This is a genomic window from Crystallibacter degradans, from assembly GCF_012952295.1.
In the GTDB taxonomy this organism is placed as follows: Bacteria; Actinomycetota; Actinomycetes; order Actinomycetales; family Micrococcaceae; genus Crystallibacter; species Crystallibacter degradans.
In genome coordinates, this window is the sequence record NZ_JABBCH010000001.1 from 301,024 (window position 1) to 321,161 (window position 20,138).

Consider the following 20,138-nt stretch of genomic DNA (forward strand, 5'->3'; position numbering starts at 1 on the left):
ATCCTTCCCCGGCGCGCGGGCTGCTTCCACCGCAGGCGAACGATCTGCCTCGGCCCGTTTCCCAGGTCCCCTCTTAGCCGGACGGTGGACCGTCTCTCACCCGTTCACCAGAAAGCGTCACCAGAGCACCAGGCAGAAGGGATGGCCGGCCGGATCCAGATAAACCCGGAAGGTTTTCGTGCCCGCCTCCATACTGGTGGCGCCGAGCTTGAGGGCCAGTTCTTCGGCAATGTCCAGGTCCTTGACCCGCACGTCGACGTGCATCTGCTGCGGGTGCTCGCTGCCGGGCCACTGCGGCGGCACGTAGTCCTCCACCTTTTGGAAATCGATACCGGGCCGGCCCGTCCCGTCCCCGATGCTGATCCAGCCGTCCTCATCGTGCTGGATGCGGATCATGCCCAACAATTGCTCATAGAACGTGGCCAGGGAATCCGGATCCGGACAATCTATGACCAGCGACTGCCATGTGCCTATCATCGCCAACTCCTGAACTTGGTTCACGCGTTTCACCGGGCACTTTCCATCATGACCTGCACCGGGAGGAGCTGGCTACCCTCAGCTGGCCTGCCGAACGGATAAGAAGCGCCCCTTTACCTCAGGAACAGCTTCCGCAGCCGCGCGGTGGTCAGGATCAGGCCGAGCACGATCATGACGAGGTAGTAGAGAACGTGGATGCCGGTGGCGGCGGTGAACGTGCCGACGCTCAGCTGGCGCAGCAGTTCCACTCCGTGCCACAGCGGCAGCGCCTGGATCACCCACTGGATGGCCTGCGGGTAGACGGACAGCGGGTAGAACGTCGCGCTGAACAGGAACATCGGAAGCATGATGAAGTTGATCCAGTCCATCTGCTGGAAGGTCTTCATGAAGCTGGTGATGCCCATCCCGAAGGACGCGAACCCAAAAGCAATAACCACCGACGCCGGAATCATCAGGAGCGCCCAGGGCGTGGTGATCAAGCCCAACACCCCCATGATGGCGGTGAAGCCGGTGGCGTAGAGGGCGCCGCGGAGCAGGGCCAGCGTGATTTCGCCGAGCGCCACGTCCAGCGGGCCGAGCGAGGTGTAGAGCATGCCCTGGTACAGCTTGGCGAAGTTCAGCTTGAAGAACACGTTCCAGGTGGAGTCGTACACCGCGCCGTTCATCGCAGAGACGGCCAGCAGCGCCGGGGCGATGTAGGCGATGTAGCCGATCTCCTGGCCGCCCGGGCCTTCCACGGTTCCGATCAACGAACCGAGCCCGATGCCCATGGCAATGAGAAAGAGCACGGGCTCCACAAAACCGCTGGCCATGATGGCCCAGTTGCTGCCCCACGTCGCCTTCAGACCACGTGCGACGACGGCACGTACGTTTCCCGAGTACAGGGAACCGAAGGGGCGGCCGGACGGCAGGAGCCGGAGCTGGTCCTCGGAGGAAGTTTCGCCGCTGCCGGCGATCCGGCTCATTTGCCCAGCCTCCGTTCGTAGATCCGTTGGGCGAAGACCCAGCCCGCCAGTGCCAGCACCGCCAGGTACAGCACGTGGATGATGGTCAGCCAGACCGGTTCCTCGTATCCGTAACTGAGCACCCGGCCAAGTTCGGCGGAATGCCACAGTGGGGAAACCCAGCCGATCCACTGCACAGCCCACGGCATGGAGGCCAGCGGGAAGAAGGTGCCGGAGAACAGGAACAGCGGCATGACGATGAACCGCTGGACCATGGCAAACTGCCCGCGGTCCTCCGTGATGCTGGCGGCATAAGCCATCAGCGGCAGCCCGAAGGCCATTCCGCCCAGGGCAGCCGTGAAGATCATGATCCAGCCGGTGGATTCGGGCACGGCCCCGAAGAGCAGCAGGAACGCGAAGTAGATGCCGGTGGTCAGCAGCAGCCGGAAGGAAACCCCCAGCGCGTGGCCGTTGACCAGCTGATGGCTGCCCAACGGGGAGGCGTTGGGCCCGTAGTAGGTCCGCCGCCATTTGAAGCCGGACATCACCGGATACGTGTTCTCCTCACTCGCCACCATGATGCCAGCCGTGGCCAGCAGTGCCGGGGCCACAAAGGTGAGGTAGGAAACCACGGCGCCGTTGCCGGCGTCGAGCGTTGCATTGGTGTTGGCATCGACCAGCGAGGCCAGTCCGATGCCCATTGCATAAAGGTAGACCAGCGGCGTTCCCACGGCTGTCATGGCCACCGTCCAGCCGTAGCCGCGCATGGTGCGGATCCAGTGTTCGGCGAAGTAGAGGGAACCGTATTTCCGGGCCTTCGCCGCGGACTGCCCGGGGGTCAAGGGAACGCGGAGGGACAGCAGCGGTGTGGCAGCGTCTGCCTCCCGCGCGCTGGCGGATCCCGGGGACGGGGTGGGCCCGGACTGTGCGGGCCCGTGCTGGAGGTGGTTCTCAGTCAACGAGGCTCCTGCCGGTCAGGCGCAGGAACACGTCTTCCAGGCTGGAGCGGCGCACCAGCGAGGTCACCGGGTGAAGGCCGCGGGCGCTGACCTGTTCCAGCGATGTTTCGCCGTCGTGCGTGTAAATCAGCACGCGGTCCGGCAGGGTTTCCAGGCGCTCGCCGATCCCCTCCAGCTGGGCGGCCACGGTGGTGTTGCGCTCGGAACCGAAGCGCAGCTCAAGCACCTCCCGCGTGGAGTATTCGCGGATCAGGGCTGCCGGTGATCCCTCGGCCATGATCTCGCCCTTGTCCACCACAATGAGGCGGTCGCAGAGCTGCTCGGCCTCGTCCATGTAGTGGGTGGTCAGCACCAGGGTCACGCCCTGTTCCTTGAGCCGGAACAGCCGGTCCCACAGGATGTGCCGCGCCTGCGGGTCCAGGCCGGTGGTGGGTTCGTCCAGCAGCAGGATCTTCGGCTCGTTGATCAGCGAGCGCGCGATGGTCAGGCGGCGCTTCATGCCGCCGGAGAGCGAGTCGACCTTGGCCTTGGCCTTGTCGGAGAGCTGGGCGAACTCGAGCAGCTCATCCGCCTTGGGCCGCAGGTAGCTGTGCGGCAGGCCGAAGTAGCGCCCGTAGACAATCAGGTTGTCGCGGACCCGGAGGTCCTCGTCCAGGTTGTCCTGCTGCGGAACCACGCCCAGATGGGCACGGACCTCGGGGCCATGCTGCTCCGGGTCGAGGCCCATGATGGCCAGTTCGCCGGAGGTGCGCTGGGAGACGCCGCCGATCATCCGCATGGTGGTGGATTTGCCGGCGCCGTTGGGGCCGAGCAGCCCGAAAGATTCACCGGCGGGCACGTCGAAGGAGATTCCGTTGACTGCGGCGAAGTCCCCGTACTTCTTGGTGAGCCCGCGGGCGGTAATAACCGTTCTGGTCAGCTGCTTCGGCGCGGCGATGTTAGGCACATCACAAGCGTAATCGAGTTCAGTGATTGAGCAAAGTCAATCACCGGCGGGATCAGCTCCACAGGGCAACGTGCACCTTTGACCCTCGGCGGGCCAGCCCCCGCGACCCGGCAGGGGCCATCATGGCCGCCGTGGCTTCAGCAGTAGTGACGAACCGTTGCAGCGTCTGCGCACCGGTGACGGTGCGTCCATGGTCCAACGTGCTCGCCCACCAGATACCGGCAATGGGCGTTCCGACCAGGGGCAACTGCACCAACGAACCGGCTACTGTCTCCGACCGGACAATGTGCTCAAGTGCCAGCATGACTCCCTCGCCGGCCCGCACTGCGGCCAAAGCATCGGTTTCGCTGGACAACTGGACGACCTCGGGCATGGGCCCCGTGCCTGCCGACCAGCGTCCCGCAGCATCCGCCCCTTCGACACCGACCGGTCCGGCGAACCATTTGTACGGCTTAAGACGCGACAACTGCAGCGGTGCCTTGGACCAACGCGCCAATGGATGGGCACCGGCCGCCACCAAAACCCGCCGGTAGCGTAGGAACGGGACCAGCTGCATGGCCGGCCCCATCGGGGCCGGCCGGGCACCCAACGCGATGTCGTAGGTGTGGCTGGCCAACAAGGCGGCCACGTCCGCAACGCCTTCGACGACAACATCCACGGTGAACAAGGGAAAACGCTTGGTGAAAAGATCCAGCAAGCGGCCGGCAGCGTGTTCGGCGAAGGCAGCCGTTGCGACTGCCCGCAGTCCGCCGGTAGAAGTCCGCGCATTGGCAACTGCCTGCCGCGCCTGGTCCGCCAGCCCGACAATCTCCTGGGCGTGATCGGCAAGGGCTCTGCCTCCCCGCGTCAGCGCGATGCCGCCCCTGCACCGGACGAACAGCGGATCCCCCAGATCGGCCCGCAATGCCGCCAACGCCGAGGACACAGCCGGTTCGCTGATCTGGAGGGCTTCGGCTGCCGCCCGCAGAGACCCCAATCTGGCCACGAGGGCAAAAGCCCGCAGCTGGCTCAATGTCATCGACATGGGCTCATAACCTTTCGCTTATCAGCATATTGACACCCGGATGACCCGCGGACAAGACTTGGCATATTCGGCGCCCCTCGACGTTGCGGGGCACCCTTGGGGAAGGGTTGATCGTGCAGATTCCGGCTTCATTCGACTATGTCCGCGCCGCAGATGTGGACAACGCCATCGCGCTTTTGGAACGCCATGGGCCGGAAGCCCGTGTCATCGCCGGCGGGCACAGCCTGTTGCCGATGATGAAACTCCGGCTTGCTCGGCCCGAATGGGTCATCGACATTAACGACCTCACCGAACTGGACTTTCTGGTGCGAGAGGGTGACGTGCTGCGCATCGGCGCGATGACCCGGCACACTGCGCTGCTGGAGTCCGCCGAGGTGGCGAGGCTGTTCCCGATTGTCACCGACGCCGAACGTGTCATCGCGGACCCGGTGGTGCGCAACCGGGGCACCATTGGCGGCTCGCTCTGCCAGGCTGATCCGGCCGAAGATCTCTCAACAGTGTGCAACGTCCTGGCGGCACAAGTAATCATCCGCGGCGCCGGCGGCGAGCGGGTGCTGTCCATGCCCGAGTTCCATCAAGGTCCCTATGAAACGGCGGTAGCCCAGACGGAACTGCTCTGTGAAATCCGCTTCCCGGTCCGTCCACGTTCCGGCAGCGCCTACGAAAAGGTGGAGCGCAGGGTCGGTGATTGGGCCGTTGCGGCAGCCGGGGCAGCCGTCTCGCTGGCGGAAAACGGCACCATCTCCCACGCGAGCGTCGGGCTCACGGCCGTGGGGCTGGAAGGAACGGTGTCCGAGGCTGCCGACATCCTGGCAGGACAGCAGCCGAGTGAAGAACTGTTTGCCGAAGCGGGCCGGGCGGCCGCGGCCGCCTGTGATCCGATGGCTGACCAGCGTGGGCCCGTCGATTACAAGCGGCACTTAGCCGACGAACTGACCCGCAGGGTCCTGCGACGTGCCTGCAGCCGCGCAGCCAAGACACAGGAAGGCTGAACAATGCAGATCAGCATGACGGTCAACGGCGAGGAAGTCACCCGCGACATTGAACCCCGTGTGCTTCTGGTCCACTTTATCCGCGAGGTCCTGGGCCTGACCGGCACCCACTGGGGTTGCGATACGTCCAACTGCGGCACCTGCGTTGTCCTGATGGACGGGCAACCGGTGAAATCCTGCACTGTGTTGGCGGTGATGGCCGCCGGACACGAGATCCGCACTGTTGAAGGCCTCGCCTCCGGCGGAGCACTGGATCCGGTGCAGCAGGGCTTCATCGAGGAACATGGCCTGCAGTGCGGTTTCTGCACCCCGGGAATGATGCTCACCGCACGGGCGCTGCTGGACCGCAATCCACATCCCGACGACGGCGAAATCCGTCAGGCGATTTCCGGACAAATCTGCCGGTGTACCGGCTACGCCACCATTGTCCGCTCGATTCAGTGGGCGGCCAGCCACCCCGCAGCCGGTGAGCCGGCGGACGGACAGCAGCCCGCCGGAGCCGCCGCAGAGTCCACCGAGGTAACGACATGACTACCACCCAGGAACATCCGGCGAATCCCGCGGCTTCGGACGCGGACCGGCCGATCGGTTTCGGCCGCATCCAACGCAAAGAGGACCCCCGATTCGTCCGCGGCAAGGGCCATTACGTGGACGACATCACCTTGCCAGGCATGCTGCACGGCGCCATCCTCCGCGCACCGGTTGCCCACGCGCGGCTGGTCTCGATCGATGCCACCGAGGCGCTCGCGCATCCCAAGGTACTGGCTGTCATTACGGGCAAGGATCTTCAGGGACTCAATCTCGCCTGGGCCCCTACGCTGTCCGCCGACGTGCAGGCAGTGCTCGTCACGGACAAGGTGCGTTTCCAAGGGCAGGAGGTCGCTTTCGTGGTGGCCGAGGACCGCTACGCTGCCCGGGATGCGCTGGAGCTTATCGACGTTGAATATGACATCCTGCCGCCGGTCATCGATGCGCGCAAAGCGTTGGCTCCGGAAGCGCCGGTGATCCGCGACGACATCGAGGGCCGGACCAACAACCACATCTTCGACTGGGAGATGGGCGACGCGGACGAAACGGATGCCGCCTTCGCTGCTGCCGACGTCGTTGTCAGTCAGGAAATCGTCTATCCGCGCGTCCATCCGGCGCCCATGGAGACCTGCGGCGCCGTGGCGGATTTCGATCCGATCGACGGCGGGCTGACGCTGTACGAAACTACGCAGGCCCCGCATGCTCACCGCACGCTGTATGCGATGGTCGCCGGCATTCCCGAGCACAAGATCCGGGTGGTCTCCCCCGATATCGGCGGGGGTTTCGGAAACAAGGTGGGTATCTACCCGGGCTACGTGCTCGCCGTGGTCGGTTCGATTGTCACTGGCAAGCCGGTGAAATGGGTGGAGGACCGCTCCGAAAACCTGATGTCCACGTCGTTCGCCCGGGACTACATCATGCAGGGTGAGATCGCCGCCACTAAAGATGGCAAAATCCTCGCACTGCGGACCAATGTGCTGGCAGATCACGGCGCTTTCAACGCCACGGCGCAGCCGACCAAGAATCCGGCCGGCTTCTTCAGCATCTTCACCGGCAGCTATGATCTGCAGGCTGCCCATTGCAAGGTCACCGGTGTCTATACGAACAAGGCACCGGGGGGAGTGGCCTATGCCTGTTCTTTCCGTGTCACGGAGGCCGTCTACCTGGTCGAGCGGATGGTTGACATCCTGGCCCGGAATCTGGAGATGGATCCCGCGGAACTGCGGCTGAAGAACTTCATCCGGCCCGAGCAGTTTCCCTATGCCAACAAGACCGGGTGGGAATACGACTCCGGCAATTATGAACCGGCGATGCGCCTGTCCATGGAGATGGCCGGGTACGACGAGCTCCGCCGAGAGCAGGCCGAGAAACGTGAGCGCGGTGAGCTGATGGGGATCGGAATCTCCTTCTTTACTGAAACCGTCGGGGCCGGACCGCGCAAGCATTTCGACATTGTTGGCCTGGGCATGGCAGACGGCGCCGAGCTGCGCATCCATCCCACGGGCAAGGCCGTAGTCCGCATATCCGTGCAGTCGCAGGGCCAGGGCCACGAGACCACCTTCGCCCAGATTGTGGCCGAGGAACTTGGCATTCCTCCCGAGGACATCGATGTTGTCCACGGCGATACGGACCAGACGCCGTTCGGCCTGGGCACCTATGGCAGCCGTTCAACGCCGGTCAGCGGCGGCGCGGTGGCGCTGGTCGCCCGCAAGGTACGGGACAAGGCCAAGTTTATTGCCGCCGCCATGCTTGAGACGAGGCCGGAGGATCTGGAATGGGAGAAAGGCCGCTGGTTCGTCAAGGGAGATCCCGGCGTTGGCAAGACCATGGCCGAGATCGCGCTCGGCGCACACGGCACGGTGGCACTGCCCGAAGGCATCGACGGAAATCTGGACGCCGAGGTCACCTACGACCCGCCGAACCTGACGTTCCCGTTCGGCGCCTACATCTGCGTGGTGGATGTGGATCCGGGCACCGGCCATGTGAAAGTGCGTCGTTTCGTTGCGGTCGACGACTGCGGAACCCGCATCAACCCGATGATCATCGAAGGACAGGTGCACGGCGGCCTGACCGACGGCGTCGGCATGGCGCTGATGGAGATCATTGAGTTCGACGACGCCGGCAACTGCCTGGGCGGTTCCTTTATGGACTACCTCATTCCCACGGCGATGGAAGTGCCGGACTGGGAAACCGGCTTCACGGTCACTCCTTCGCCGCACCATCCGATAGGGGCGAAGGGCATCGGCGAATCCGCCACGGTGGGCTCGCCGCCCGCCATCGTCAACGCTGTGGTGGATGCCCTGGCACCGCTGGGGGTCACGCATATGGATATGCCCTGCACGCCGGCACGGGTCTGGGAGGCGATGCAGGGACGGCCGAGGCCGCCGGTCTGAGATGACTACCCATGCACAGGCCCTGGCGGCACGGGCCGATGAACTCACTGCCAGGCGCGAACCCTACGTCCGCGCCACAGTGGTCCGCGCGCAGCATCCCACCAGCGCGCATGCCGGCGATACCGCCCTGCTACTGGCAGACGGCAGGTTGGAAGGTTTTGTCGGCGGCAACTGCGTGGAAGCTTCCGTGCGCGACTACGGGCTGAGGGCCCTCTCCTCGGAGGAGCCTCTGCTGCTGCGCGTGGTTCCAGGCGAGCCCACCGACACGCAGGAACCCGGCGCCGTGGAGGTGGCCAACCCGTGCCTGAGCGGCGGCGCGGTAGAAATTTTCCTGCAACCGCAGTTGCCGGCGGCCCGCGTCGTCGTCGTCGGTAATACGCCCATTGCCCTAGCGCTGGAGACACTCGGCGGGGTCCTGAATTTCGAGCTGGAACTCGTGGACGGATCAGCGGCGATGCCCAAGGCGGAGGACGCGGCGCTTATCGTGGCGTCCCACGGACGGGACGAAGAATCTGCCTTGGAGGCGGCGCTACGGGCCGGGGTGCCGTACGTGGGACTGGTTGCCAGCCATACCAGGGGCAAGTCGGTCCTCGGATCCCTCGATGTCGCCGATGAGCTGCGCGCACGGGTCCATTGTCCGGCCGGGCTCGATCTGGGAGCCCGCACCGCCGAGGAGGTCGCGCTGTCCATCCTGGCCGAACTCGTTGCCGAACGGGCTGCCAGCCGGAAGGCAACACTTGAGACCGGAGGGTCCGTCAAACAGGTTGCCTCGGAACCTGCCACGGCCCTGGACCCCGTCTGCGGCATGACGGTCGCCGCGGTCGGGTCCACCCTGCACGTCGAGCATGCTGGCTCCGTGGTTTATTTCTGTTCAGCGGGCTGCCGCAAAGCCTTCCTCGCGGATCCGGAACGCTATGCCCCAACATCCTGATCCGTGGGCTCCATGACCGGCCCGGCCCGGGACGGCGCGGAAGACGAGGTCCGGGCGCTGGTTCCTGACGTGCCATCCCTCATGGCCGCTCTGGACAAAGCAGATTATCTGGCGGATCCAGGCCTGGCCACGGCCCTGTTCCTGGCCCTGCGCCTGCCGCAACCCATTCTGCTGGAGGGCGAGGCCGGGGTCGGCAAGACCGAGTCGGCCAAGGCGTTGGCCCGTGTCCTCAAAACGCCGCTCTACCGGCTGCAATGCTACGAGGGAATCGACGCCGGCGAGGCGCTCTACGAGTGGAACCACCAGCGCCAACTGCTCGGCATCCGCCTGGCGGAAGTCCGCGATCTGGATCTGGACGAGTCGGATTTGTTTGCCGAACAGTACCTGCTGCGGCGTCCTCTGCTGAAGGCCATCGAACATCCCGGCCCCCGGCCCGCGGTCCTGTTGCTGGACGAGATTGACCGTGCGGACGCCGAATTCGAGGCCTTTACCTTCGAACTGCTGGCTGAAGCCGCCGTCACGGTTCCGGAGCTAGGCACGATCACGGCCGCGCATCCGCCGATTGTGGTGTTGACATCCAACCGCACCCGGGACCTGCACGATGCCCTGACCCGGCGCTGCATCTACCATTGGATCGACTATCCCGCACCGGAAAGGATCGCCGAGATAGTCCGACGGCGCGTGCCGGGCAGTACGGCGCCGCTGGCCTTGGAGGCCGCGTCGGCCATCACGAGGCTGCGTGCCCTCGATCTGGCAAAACCGCCAGGCATCGCCGAGGCCATCGACTGGGCCACCGCGCTGGCGGTGCTCGGAATTGAGCATCTTGACGCTGACGTGGTGGACCGGACGTGGGGTTCCATCGTGAAAAACCGCGACGATCTGGAACTTATCCAGGCCCGTGGTGCCGCGTGGCTGATCGGCGGCCGAAGTGGCTGATAGAGGCATTGCGGGGCAGGGGACACGGGGCAAGACGGGGATGAATGCCGCGGCTTTGGCCGTGGGTTTTACGACGGCGTTGCACCGGGCCGGTCTGCCCAGCACTCCGGAACGCGCAGCCTGGCTTGCCCGGTCACTCCAGCTGATCCCGCCGGCGAGCCAGGACAGGCTGTACTGGACCTGCCGCGCCGTGTTGGTCACGTCGAAGGAACAGTTGCCGTTGTTCGACACCGTCTTTGCCTCCGTGTTCGGCGCAATAGACGGGGTGGACGATGCCGCTGACCGGCGCGGCGAACCCAACGCCCCGCCCCCGGTCGGCGCCGGACAGGGGCGGAGCGTCACCCGTCCCGACCCGCCCCGGCCGCGCGTGTCGGATGCATCCCCGCCGCAAGCTCCAGCCCCTGTTCCGGGCCAGTCCGGCGGGGTCGGCAGCGGCGGGCAGGAACGGGAATCGGTCCTGCTCATGGCCTCGTCCGAGGAACGCCTGCACGGGACATCCTTCGCCGAATTAGGTCCCGAGGAGCTGACCCGGATGCGCACGCTGGTCCGCAGAATCGTGCTGGCCACCCCGGAGCGTGAAGGCCGGCGTACCCGCAGGTCACAGCGCAGCACCGCCCAACTGGATATCCGCCGCACTGTGCGAGCCGCGCAGCGCACCGGCTCGGCCGGCACCCGCCTGGTCTTCGCCCGCCGTCGTAAGCAGTTGCGGCGGCTGGTCCTGCTGTGCGACGTTTCCGGTTCGATGGAGCCTTACACCTCAGTGTTCCTGTCCCTGCTGCAGGGAGCGGTGGCCGGTGCCAGTGCCGAAGCCTTCATTTTCTCCACCCGGCTGACCCGGTTGACGCGGCAGTTGGCAGTCCGCGATCCGGACCAGGCGTTGGCGCGTGCGGCCGCCGCGACCCCTGACTGGGCAGGCGGAACCAGGCTGGCCGAAAGCCTGCGCCGGTTCATCGATGGCTACGGCCGGCGCGGTCTGGCCCGGGGCGCCGTGATCGTCATCCTCTCCGACGGTTGGGCGCAGGATGAGCCTGAGCAGGTGGCGGCCCAGATGGTTCGGTTGAAGCGGCTTGCCTACCGGATCATCTGGGTGAACCCACGTAAGGCAGCCGCCGGTTATCAGCCGCTGGCCGGCGGTATGGCGGCAGCGCTCCCCTACTGCGACGCGTTTATCAGCGGCCATAGTTACTCAGCGCTGGCGGAACTGGTAGCGGCTATCCGCGGTAGCCGGCCTGCCCGCGCCGAAGAATTGGCTCATCGGCCACATCAGTCACTAGGCAGATCTTGAGGTACGAGAAGGGACATCGTCATGCAGCTGGAACGAACATTCTCCGTCGTAGCACCGATCAACACCGTCTGGGACACTCTGATGGACTTTGAACGGGTTGCCGGCTGCCTTCCCGGCGCCCAAATCCTCAAGAAGCTCTCCGATGACGCGTACCAAGTGGGCATGAAGGTCAAGCTGGGCCCGGTCACCATGCAGTACAAGGGCCGGCTCAACGTCTTGGAGCGCGACGCCGCTGCCCGGCGCGCCATGATGGAAGGCCAAGCCCAGGAGACACGTGGGCAGGGCACGGCACAGGCCACCGTCACCATGGCGTTGAGCGAATCCGAAGGCACCACGACGGGAACGGTCAACGCGGATCTGACGCTCTCCGGCAAGGCAGCGGCCATGGGCAAGAGCGTGATCGGCAGCGTCACGGACCAGTTGCTGTCGCTGTTCACCAGCAACTTACAGGAGATGCTGGGAGCACCTGAGCCCGGTCCGGCAGCGGGGTCAGTCCCCGGCACTGAGGATGCGCGTGTACCACCGGCCGCAGCCGCAACGCAGCCAAACGGGCCGCCGTCCCCGGCCGCAGAAACCTCCAGGCCTCCTGCTGCCCCACCCCCGCCGCAGCCAGCCTCGCCGTCGACCTCCCCTGTCTTGACCGATCCCGGGCTGAACGGGCTGGGGGTGATGAAGGGCGTGCTCCGCGACCAGTTGGGCAGTCCAGCCGGCGTCCTCGGCCTGCTCGGCGTCGTGGCAGGCGTAGCCTATGCTTTGGGGCGGCGGGCAGGACACAAGGACTGAAGATGCCGCCGGGTGGGAGGAGTACGCGTGCGTGACGTGCTGGACGAACTGTTGGCAGATTGGCGCAGGGGCAACACTTCCGGCCTGGCGACAGTCGTCCAAACCTTCGAGTCGGCTCCGAGACCGGCGGGTGCCTCCATGCTGGTGACCGCCGGGGGTGAAGCAGTCGGATCCGTTTCCGGCGGTTGCGTCGAGGGCGCGGTCTACGAACTGGCCTCACAGGTTATCGAAGAGGTGCGGCCGGCCCTGGTGCGCTACGGCATCAGCGACGACGATGCATTCTCTGTGGGGCTGACCTGTGGCGGCATCCTGGACGTCTTCGTGGAGCCCATCTCGCCGCAGACGTTTCCGGAGCTTGAGTCCGTCCGCGAGGACATCGAGGCCTCTGCCCCCGTGGGGGTCGCCACGGTGATCGAGCATCCTGACCCGCAGCGGCTGGGGCGCCACCTGGTGGTGCGGCCGCACGGTTCCGAGGGCGACCTCGGGTCCGACCGTGCCAACCAGGCCGTCAATGACGACACCCGGGGACTGCTGGCGGCAGGCCGGAACGGCGTTTTGATGTACGGGCCGGACGGCCAGCGCCTGGACGAAGGGATGCGGGTGTTCTTTGCCAGCTACGCGCCGCGGCCGCGGATGCTGGTTTTCGGCGCTATTGATTTTGCCGCCGCGCTGGCGCGGATGGGCTCGTTCCTCGGCTACCGCGTCACCGTCTGCGATGCCCGGCCCGTCTTCGCCACCCCCGCGCGCTTTCCGGACTCCGACGAGGTGGTGGTCGCCTGGCCGCACAAGTACCTCGCGGATCAGCTTGAGCAGGGGTTGGTGGATGAGCGGACCGTGATCTGTGTCCTCACGCACGATCCGAAGTTCGACGTCCCATTGCTCGAAGTGGCGCTGCGCGGCAGGACGTTCGCCTACGTCGGTGCAATGGGTTCACGCCGCACCCACGAAGACCGGATGGCGAGACTGCGCGGATCCGGCTTCAGCGACGCGGAACTCAGCGTGCTGCACAGTCCGGTTGGGCTTGATCTGGGGGCCCGGACGCCGGAAGAAACCGCAGTGTCCATTGCTGCGGAGATCATCTCACTCCAGTGGGGCGGGACCGGCCAGCCCCTGGCCGGTCTCACGGAACGGATCCATCATGATGAGGCACCTGACCCTGCGGGCAGTCCGGGCTGAAACCGCGACGAGCCAGATTGAGCCATACCGAGCCGGGTCAGGCCGGCGGCGGATTACGGGCATTCCGGGCGGCGCTCGCGGCGAAGGTGACCATGGCCTCTGCACGGTCCGTCAGCCGGATCGCTTCGGGCCAGACCATCTTCACCCCCACCGGCTTCACCGCCGGCACGATCGGCTTGGGCACCACCGGCAGCCCCTCGTAGGACGAATCGATCGCCGGCCGCTGCACCAGCACCGAATACCCGACGCCGCGGCCCACCAGCGAACGCGTGAGCTCGAAGTCCGTGGTGCGGTAGCGGATGACGGGGCTGACGCCGGTCTGCTCGAACAGCGTCATGGTGTGGTGGCTGCTCGGCGGGGCATCCAGCAGGATCATCGGGTCCTCGGCCAGCTCCTGCAGCGAAACCTCCGGCCGTTCCGCCAACCGGTGGGATTGCGGCAGCAGCACATAGCCCCGCACATCGTAAAGCCGGACCGAGCCCAGCCCGGGACGCAGGTCCATGTCGTACACGATGGCCAGATCCAGTTCACCGGCGAAGAGCCGCTCCTGGATCCGGTCCTGCGGGCCTTCGACGAAGTCCAGCTGCACCTTCGGATGGTTCACGGTGAAGCCCTCGATCAGCACCGGCAGAACGGTCGGCGCCACGGTGGCATAGCAGCCGATCACCAGCGGCCCGGCCAGCTCCCGTCCGCCGCTGCTGGCGTTGAGCTCCAGCTCCTCGGCCGAGCGCAGGAGTTCGGCGGCCTGCGCGTAGAGGTATGTGCCGACCGGCGTCAGCGAAACCCCGTGGGCCTTGCGCCGGACCGTTAGCTGCGTCTTGAAGATTCTTTCCAGCTCGGTCACCGCTGCCGCAACGGCGGTCTGGGACACGTGCAGCTTAGCCGCGGCCGCGGAAATGGTTCCTGCTTCCGCCACGGCGGCAAAGTAGGAGAGCTGCCTCAGCGTGTAGCGCGCCACCATTCCTCCCATCCCCCGCTTTTCTGCGGATAAAGCAACTATTTATGAACTTTACCCGGGGATATGGCCCCTGCCACACTCGAATAAAAGACAGCTCACCTACCGTGCCGGTCCGACCGGCAGCAACAAGGAGTGGACGATGACCGCCGAAGCCATTGCAGCCCGACCGGTGCCCACCGCGGACTGGGTGACCATCGAGGACCTCTACCGCAACCCCTTCCCCATCTACCGGAAGATGCGTTCCGAGGCGCCGGTCCATTGGGTCCCGGCTGTGAACCGCTACATGGTCACCAGCTACCAGGCCTGCCACACCGTCGAGAATAACCAGGAAATCTTCTCCGCGGACGAGACCAATTCGCTGATGAAGCGCGCCATGGGCCACTCGATGCTCCGCAAGGATGATCCGGAGCACGACGTCGACCGCAAGTCCTATGGCTCGGTGCTGCGGCCGAAGGCGATCAAGGAGCACTGGAACGCGATCTTCCAGGCCAACCACGAGACGTACCTGGCCCGGCTCAAGTCCGCCGGCCCCGGCGCGGACCTGATCTGGGAATACGCCGCTCCGTACGCCGCGGAAAACCTGCGCCTGGTCATGGGCTTCCACAACGCCACGCAGGAAGACATGCAGCGCTGGTCTCAGACGATGATCAACGGCACCGGCAACTACGCCGATAACCCCGACGTCTGGGCCGCCTCGGAAAAGTCCTACAACGAGGTCGACGACGCGATCGACGAAATCCTGCCGTACCTGCGCAAGAACCCGGATTCCAGTCTGCTCTCCGGCATGACCAGCATGCCGATCCCGTTGGAGGCCATCCGGGCCAACATGAAGATGACCATCGGCGGCGGCCTGAACGAACCGCGCGACGTGCTCGGCGTGGCAGTCTGGGCCTTGCTCTCCCATCCGGACCAGCTGGCCCAGGTGCTCGCAGACCCCGCACTCTATCCCACCGTGTTCGAGGAGTCCGTCCGCTGGGTCGCGCCCATCGGCATGTACCCGCGCGAAACCACCCGCGACACCGTCCTGGAAGGCGTGCAGCTGCCCAAGGGCGCCCGCCTCGGCGTCGTTGTTGGGGCTGCCAACCGCGACCCGGAGGTCTTCGAGGATCCGGAGAGCTTCAACATCAACCGTCCGAAGAAGCCGCATCTGGCCTTCGGCGGCGGCAACCACTATTGCGCCGGCGCGTGGGTGGCCAAGGCCTCCGTGTCGGGGATCGCGCTGCCGCAGCTCTTCGCCGAACTGCCCAATCTGCGCCTGGACCCGGAACGGCCCGCCGTCGATGCCGGCTGGGTGTTCCGCGGCATGACTGCCCTGCCGGTCCGCTGGGACGCGAAGTAACCGGCATATCATCAGACCAAACCATACTTTTCGAGAAGGAACTTCCCATGGCTAAAGTCAGCTTCCACCACAATGACGGCAATGTAGACGTGCTCGACGTCGATCCGGGCACGTCCCTGATGCGCGCGGCGGTGACCAACGGCGTTGCCGGGATTGTCGGCGAATGCGGCGGCCAGGCGATGTGCGCCACCTGCCACGTCTACGTCCGCCCCGAGTACCTCGACGGCCTCCCGGAAATCAGCGAGGACGAGGAGGAAATGCTCGAATGCACCGCGGACCCGCGCGATGAGGACCGCAGCCGGCTGGGCTGCCAGATCAAGGCGGGCGAAGGGCTCGACGAGATCGAGGTCGACGTCCCCGCCAGCCAGATCTAGGAATTCCGCCACCGCAGAGAAGGGCCACCATGACCGCCGTACCCAGCACCTCGAGCAACGCGCAGAATCCCGAGCACCCTCAGAACCCGCAGAACATCGTCATCGTCGGCAACGGGCAGGCCGGCATCCAGCTGGTCGACTCGCTGCGCAAGGAAGGCTACACCGGGGCCATCACGGTCATCGGCGAGGAAACGCACTTCCCGTACCAGCGCCCGCCGCTGTCCAAGGACTTCATGGCCGCGGACAAGGAACCGAAACCGCTGCCGCTGCGCGCGGAAAAGTTCTTCACCGATAACGACGTCGACTCCCGCCTGGGCGTGCGGGTCACCTCCATCGACCGCGCCGGACATACCGTGTCGTTGTCCGACGGATCCAGCATCGGCTACACCACGCTGGTCCTGGCCACCGGCGCCGCCAACCGTGAACTCAACGTGCCGGGCAGCGGTCTGGAGGGGATCTACGGGCTACGGACCCTGGCCGATGCCGAAGCCGTCCACGCACGCCTGGACACAGTGCGCTCCGTCGTCGTCATCGGGGCCGGTTTCATCGGGCTCGAGTTCGCCGCCGCCGCGCGCAAACGCGGACTCGACGTCACGGTGCTCGAATACGCGGACCGGCCGATGGCCCGCGCGCTGAGCCCCGTGATGGGCAACTGGTTCGCCCAGGCCCACCGGAACTTGGGCGTGAACCTGCGCCTGGGCGAAGGCATCGCCTCCTTCATCGGGGACGGCAGCGGGCAGGGCAACGACGGGCAGGCAAGCGAGCGTGGGCACGTGGCCGCCGCGGTCAGCACTACCGGCGAAACGTACCCCGCGGACATGGTGCTGGTGGGTATCGGCGTCATCCCCCGCACCGAACTCGCCGAGCAGGCCGGCCTCTCGGTCTCCAACGGCATCACGGTGGACAGCGCCATGCGCACCGACGATGAGGACATCTACGCCCTGGGCGACTGCGCCAACTACCCCAGCCACCATGCCGAGGCGCGCACCCGGCTCGAATCCGTGCAGAACGCCACCGACCAGGCCCGGCACACCGCCAAGTCCATCCTCGACACCCACGACGGCGGCCGTGATTACACCGAGTTGCCCTGGTTCTGGTCCACCCAGGGCGACCTGCGGCTGCAGATCGCCGGCATCGCCCACCCCGACGACGAAACCGTCCTGCGCGGGAACCCGGACGGCGGCAAGTTCTCCGTGTTCTGCTTCCGCAGCGGCCGGCTGGTGGCCGTGGAATCCGTGAACCAGCCCGCGGACCACATGGCCGCCCGTAGGCTCCTCGCCCAGGAACGCACTCTCACCCCGGAACAGGCCGCGGACCTGGACTTCGATTTCAAGGCCTATTCCAAGGCCGCCGCGGCAGGCGTGTAGCCGGTTCTCAGTCCTTGCCGCCGTCCAGAATCCGCGCTGCCAGGTCCACCACGGCTTCGGCCCGCGGGCTCAGGGACATGTCTTCGGGCCAGATGGCGCAGACCGTGGTCCGGGTGGCCGGCGGAGACAGCGGCCGAATGGCCACCGGACGGCCTTCGACGGTCAGCCCCGGCGAGTTCGGCCTGGACATCAGCAGGGCGTACCCAAGTCCGCGGCCGACCATGGCCTGGACGAGGACCATCTGGGGCATTGACGAGACAACGTTGGGACGCAGGCCGCGTTCGGCGAAGACGTGGTGGGTGTTGGCAGTGCTGGGGCTGGAGTCGTACATGATCAGGGGCTCCCCTGCCAGCTGCGCCAGATCCACCGTCTCCTGTGCGGCCAGCTTGTGGTCCGGCGGCAGGACCGCTTCGAGTTCCGTCCGGTAGATGGTCCGCTGGTTGTAACCCGCGGGCAGCTGCATGTCGTAGACAATGGCCATGTCCAGGAGTCCTGCGTCCAGCGCGGGCAGCAGTTCGGTGTGCGTGCCCACGGTGACATCTACCTTCAGCTCCGGATGCGCCGCGGGCAGGGCTTCGAGGATGCCGGGCAGCATGTTGTGGGCCAGGCTGCTGAAACAGCCGAGCTTCACCGGGCCCTTGAGCGTGCCTGCTTCTCCGGCCAAGTCGTTGACCAGGTCATTGGCCTCGCGGACAAGCCGGCGGGCCCGCTGGGCAAAGAACTGCCCCGCAGGGGTCAGCTGGAGTCCGCGCGCCTTGCGCCGCACGCACAACTGCTCCCCGGCCACTTTCTCCAGGGCTGTGATCGCCTGGGAGAGAGCGGACTCCGAGATGCGCAGGCTGGCGGCGGCCGCACTCATGGTGGGGAAATCGGGCAGGGCAGCGAAAAGCTCCAGCTGGCGGAGCGTGAAGTTGGCCACAGTTCTTCAGTCCAATCAAGGAAGTTGTTCTGTTCTCTGAAGTTTACCGCAGGATGTTTTCCCGTGATACTGGTAACAAAGGCGGATTAGTTCCAATCTCAACCGTTCAGGAATTTAATCGAACCCCGCGCCGGCCACGTTGCAGTAGCCGCCCGATCAAGGAATATCTATGAGCACTCTCGCGCAGCCCCGCTCCGAGGCTTCGAACCAGCGCCGGGTGGCCTTTGCCACCATCATCGGCACCACCATCGAGTGGTACGACTTCTTCATTTATGCCACGGCCGCCGGTCTGGTGTTCGCCGACCTCTTCTTCAAGCCGGCCGGCGACTCGATTGGCCTGCTGCTTGCCTTCGCTTCCGTCGGCATCAGCTTCCTCTTCCGGCCGCTGGGCGCCTTCCTGGCCGGCCACTACGGCGACAAGATCGGCCGTCGCGCCATGCTGGTGCTCACGCTGATCCTGATGGGCGCGTCCACCACGCTGATCGGCTTCCTGCCCACCTATGCCACCGCCGGCGTGCTGGCGCCCATCATGCTGCTCCTGCTGCGCATCGTCCAGGGCATCTCCGCCGGTGGAGAATGGGGCGGAGCCGTCCTGATGGCCGTCGAGCATGCTCCGCGGGACCGCCGCGGCCGCGCAGGCTCCTTCCCGCAGTTGGGTGTTCCCCTGGGCATGCTGCTGGCCTCGGGCGTCACCGCCTTGATGACCGGTGTCATCTCCCCCGGCGCAGCATTCGTCGAATGGGGCTGGCGCGTACCGTTCCTGCTGAGCTTCGTGCTCATTGTGGTCGGCTACATTGTCCGCCGGACCGTGGAGGAAAGCCCGGTCTTCCAGGAAATCGCGGAGAAGAAAGAGCAGCGCTCAGTTCCCGCCGTCGAGCTCTTCAAGAAGCACTGGCTGCTGGTCATCCTGGCCGCGCTGGTCTTCGCCGGCAACAACGCTGCGGGCTACATGGCAACCGGCGGGTTCATCCCCAGCTACGCCACCGATCCGAACGGTTCGGTCGGGCTGGACCGTACCCCGGTCCTACTGGCCATCACGTTCGGTGCCGCCATGTGGTTTGTCTTTACCCTGCTGGCCGGCATTCTCGCCGACAAGATCGGCCGCAAGAAGACCTACCTGATCGGCTTCACCGCGCAGGCAATCACCGTCTTCCCGCTGTTCTGGCTGATCAACACCGGCGAGCTTTGGGGCCTCTACCTGGCGCTGGGACTGTTCTCGGTAGGGCTGGGACTGAGCTACGGGCCGCAGGCGGCCTGGTACAGCGAGATCTTCCCGGCCTCCGTGCGATTCTCCGGCGTCTCGATCTCCTACGCCCTTGGCGCCATCCTCGGCGGAGCGTTCGCGCCTACCATTGCCCAGGCACTGGTACAGGCAACCGGTTCCTCCACGGCTATTTCTGTCTACCTGCTGGTCGCGACCTTCGTGGCCATGGGCGCCGTGTTGGTCCTGCGGGACCGCCCGGGGATCGACCTGAGCATTAAGAACCAGGCCGAGCAGGAAGTCGGAGCCACCATCTTCGATAAGCGCCGCGGCGCCTCCACCGATGACGTCGCCGTCGACGTCACGAAGGCCACGGTCTAAAGCGCTCCTGCGCAGAACTGCCCGAAGGGGCCCCGGGTTCTATGTCCGGGGCCCCTTCGTTTGCACGGCGCCGGGGCCGGGCCAGACCGGAGCCGGTCAGCGTTGCGGCTGCGCGCGAAGGACCTCCAGCCGCTGGCGGAACCCCGTCTCATCGATCTCCCCGCGGGCATACCGCTCGCGCAGACGTCTTCGGCCCCGAGGACACTCTCCTGCCTGCGATTGCGC

19 protein-coding genes are annotated in these 20,138 nt (G+C 65.9%); 12 read left to right on the forward strand and 7 right to left on the reverse strand.

Annotated elements, in window-relative coordinates; all coding sequences use genetic code 11:
- Positions 1-117: 117 nt before the first annotated feature.
- From HGO92_RS01300 to HGO92_RS01320, 5 genes are all read right to left on the reverse strand, one after another.
- A complete protein-coding gene (locus tag HGO92_RS01300; RefSeq protein ID WP_169991979.1) occupies positions 118-477 on the reverse strand; it encodes a VOC family protein in 360 nt (119 codons plus the stop codon).
- Positions 478-590: 113 nt separating this feature from the next.
- Complete coding sequence (locus HGO92_RS01305) at positions 591-1,442, reverse strand: ABC transporter permease (RefSeq protein WP_169991155.1); 852 nt, start codon at positions 1,440-1,442, stop codon at positions 591-593.
- Complete coding sequence (locus HGO92_RS01310) at positions 1,439-2,380, reverse strand: ABC transporter permease (RefSeq protein WP_346768809.1); 942 nt, start codon at positions 2,378-2,380, stop codon at positions 1,439-1,441. The genes HGO92_RS01305 and HGO92_RS01310 overlap by 4 nt, the downstream gene beginning before the upstream one ends.
- A complete protein-coding gene (locus HGO92_RS01315) occupies positions 2,373-3,326 on the reverse strand; it encodes an ABC transporter ATP-binding protein (RefSeq protein WP_440915690.1) in 954 nt (317 codons plus the stop codon). Before HGO92_RS01315 ends, HGO92_RS01310 begins: the two co-directional genes overlap by 8 nt.
- Positions 3,327-3,378: 52 nt before the next feature.
- Positions 3,379-4,350 (reverse strand): LysR family transcriptional regulator, encoded by a 972-nt coding sequence (locus HGO92_RS01320; RefSeq protein ID WP_169991157.1) that lies wholly within the window; start codon positions 4,348-4,350, stop codon positions 3,379-3,381.
- A gap of 113 nt (positions 4,351-4,463) precedes the next feature.
- On the opposite strand from HGO92_RS01320, the gene HGO92_RS01325 reads away from it, so the two are divergent.
- Genes HGO92_RS01325 through HGO92_RS01360 form a run of 8 tightly spaced genes read left to right on the forward strand, consistent with a single transcriptional unit; the run spans position 4,464 to position 13,374 of the window.
- The gene (locus HGO92_RS01325; protein ID WP_169991159.1) at positions 4,464-5,342 is read left to right on the forward strand and encodes an FAD binding domain-containing protein; all 879 of its coding nucleotides are present in this window, start codon (positions 4,464-4,466) and stop codon (positions 5,340-5,342) included.
- Between the two features lie 3 nt (positions 5,343-5,345).
- The gene (locus HGO92_RS01330; protein WP_205834084.1) at positions 5,346-5,873 is read left to right on the forward strand and encodes a (2Fe-2S)-binding protein; all 528 of its coding nucleotides are present in this window, start codon (positions 5,346-5,348) and stop codon (positions 5,871-5,873) included.
- Positions 5,870-8,263 (forward strand): aerobic carbon-monoxide dehydrogenase large subunit, encoded by a 2,394-nt coding sequence (locus HGO92_RS01335; RefSeq protein ID WP_169991161.1) that lies wholly within the window; start codon positions 5,870-5,872, stop codon positions 8,261-8,263. Before HGO92_RS01330 ends, HGO92_RS01335 begins: the two co-directional genes overlap by 4 nt.
- 1 nt (position 8,264) lies before the next feature.
- Positions 8,265-9,194: an XdhC family protein gene (locus HGO92_RS01340; protein ID WP_169991163.1), complete on the forward strand. Its 930-nt coding sequence runs from the start codon at positions 8,265-8,267 to the stop codon at positions 9,192-9,194.
- A gap of 12 nt (positions 9,195-9,206) precedes the next feature.
- Complete coding sequence (locus HGO92_RS01345; protein WP_169991985.1) at positions 9,207-10,130, forward strand: AAA family ATPase; 924 nt, start codon at positions 9,207-9,209, stop codon at positions 10,128-10,130.
- A complete protein-coding gene (locus tag HGO92_RS01350; protein WP_346768810.1) occupies positions 10,123-11,415 on the forward strand; it encodes a vWA domain-containing protein in 1,293 nt (430 codons plus the stop codon). Before HGO92_RS01345 ends, HGO92_RS01350 begins: the two co-directional genes overlap by 8 nt.
- A 21-nt stretch (positions 11,416-11,436) precedes the next feature.
- Positions 11,437-12,198 carry an SRPBCC family protein gene (locus HGO92_RS01355; protein ID WP_169991165.1) on the forward strand — a complete coding sequence of 254 codons (762 nt, stop codon included), beginning with the start codon at positions 11,437-11,439 and terminating at the stop codon, positions 12,196-12,198.
- Between the two features lie 27 nt (positions 12,199-12,225).
- Positions 12,226-13,374, forward strand: a complete 1,149-nt coding sequence (locus HGO92_RS01360; protein WP_169991167.1) for an XdhC family protein — start codon at positions 12,226-12,228, stop codon at positions 13,372-13,374.
- Positions 13,375-13,411: 37 nt separating this feature from the next.
- Here HGO92_RS01360 and HGO92_RS01365 read toward each other — a convergent pair whose 3' ends face one another.
- Complete coding sequence (locus HGO92_RS01365; RefSeq protein WP_240974327.1) at positions 13,412-14,335, reverse strand: LysR substrate-binding domain-containing protein; 924 nt, start codon at positions 14,333-14,335, stop codon at positions 13,412-13,414.
- 136 nt (positions 14,336-14,471) lie between these two features.
- Here HGO92_RS01365 and HGO92_RS01370 point away from each other — a divergent pair, with 136 nt between their 5' ends.
- The 3 genes from HGO92_RS01370 to HGO92_RS01380 are packed head-to-tail and all read left to right on the forward strand — an operon-like array spanning position 14,472 to position 17,412.
- On the forward strand, positions 14,472-15,671 hold the full coding sequence (locus tag HGO92_RS01370) for a cytochrome P450 (protein ID WP_169991171.1): 1,200 nt from the start codon (positions 14,472-14,474) through the stop codon (positions 15,669-15,671).
- A gap of 47 nt (positions 15,672-15,718) precedes the next feature.
- Complete coding sequence (locus HGO92_RS01375) at positions 15,719-16,045, forward strand: 2Fe-2S iron-sulfur cluster-binding protein (RefSeq protein ID WP_169991173.1); 327 nt, start codon at positions 15,719-15,721, stop codon at positions 16,043-16,045.
- 29 nt (positions 16,046-16,074) lie between these two features.
- Positions 16,075-17,412 (forward strand): NAD(P)/FAD-dependent oxidoreductase, encoded by a 1,338-nt coding sequence (locus HGO92_RS01380; RefSeq protein ID WP_169991175.1) that lies wholly within the window; start codon positions 16,075-16,077, stop codon positions 17,410-17,412.
- Between the two features lie 7 nt (positions 17,413-17,419).
- On the opposite strand, the gene HGO92_RS01385 is transcribed toward HGO92_RS01380, so the two are convergent.
- Positions 17,420-18,331 (reverse strand): LysR substrate-binding domain-containing protein, encoded by a 912-nt coding sequence (locus HGO92_RS01385; protein ID WP_169991177.1) that lies wholly within the window; start codon positions 18,329-18,331, stop codon positions 17,420-17,422.
- 169 nt (positions 18,332-18,500) lie between these two features.
- On the opposite strand from HGO92_RS01385, the gene HGO92_RS01390 reads away from it, so the two are divergent.
- Positions 18,501-19,913, forward strand: a complete 1,413-nt coding sequence (locus HGO92_RS01390) for an MFS transporter (RefSeq protein ID WP_169991179.1) — start codon at positions 18,501-18,503, stop codon at positions 19,911-19,913.
- The last annotated feature ends 225 nt before the right edge of the window (positions 19,914-20,138 follow it).

Coding starts and splice junctions, on each gene's coding strand:
- HGO92_RS01380 (WP_169991175.1), top strand. CDS start 16,075: ATGACCGCCGTACCCAGCACCTCGAGCAACGCGCAGAATCCCGAGCAC.
- HGO92_RS01355 (WP_169991165.1), top strand. CDS start 11,437: ATGCAGCTGGAACGAACATTCTCCGTCGTAGCACCGATCAACACCGTC.
- HGO92_RS01300 (WP_169991979.1), bottom strand. CDS start 477: ATGATAGGCACATGGCAGTCGCTGGTCATAGATTGTCCGGATCCGGAT.
- HGO92_RS01330 (WP_205834084.1), top strand. CDS start 5,346: ATGCAGATCAGCATGACGGTCAACGGCGAGGAAGTCACCCGCGACATT.
- HGO92_RS01320 (WP_169991157.1), bottom strand. CDS start 4,350: ATGTCGATGACATTGAGCCAGCTGCGGGCTTTTGCCCTCGTGGCCAGA.
- HGO92_RS01340 (WP_169991163.1), top strand. CDS start 8,265: ATGACTACCCATGCACAGGCCCTGGCGGCACGGGCCGATGAACTCACT.
- HGO92_RS01305 (WP_169991155.1), bottom strand. CDS start 1,442: ATGAGCCGGATCGCCGGCAGCGGCGAAACTTCCTCCGAGGACCAGCTC.
- HGO92_RS01375 (WP_169991173.1), top strand. CDS start 15,719: ATGGCTAAAGTCAGCTTCCACCACAATGACGGCAATGTAGACGTGCTC.
- HGO92_RS01365 (WP_240974327.1), bottom strand. CDS start 14,335: ATGGTGGCGCGCTACACGCTGAGGCAGCTCTCCTACTTTGCCGCCGTG.
- HGO92_RS01345 (WP_169991985.1), top strand. CDS start 9,207: ATGACCGGCCCGGCCCGGGACGGCGCGGAAGACGAGGTCCGGGCGCTG.
- HGO92_RS01390 (WP_169991179.1), top strand. CDS start 18,501: ATGAGCACTCTCGCGCAGCCCCGCTCCGAGGCTTCGAACCAGCGCCGG.
- HGO92_RS01370 (WP_169991171.1), top strand. CDS start 14,472: ATGACCGCCGAAGCCATTGCAGCCCGACCGGTGCCCACCGCGGACTGG.
- HGO92_RS01335 (WP_169991161.1), top strand. CDS start 5,870: ATGACTACCACCCAGGAACATCCGGCGAATCCCGCGGCTTCGGACGCG.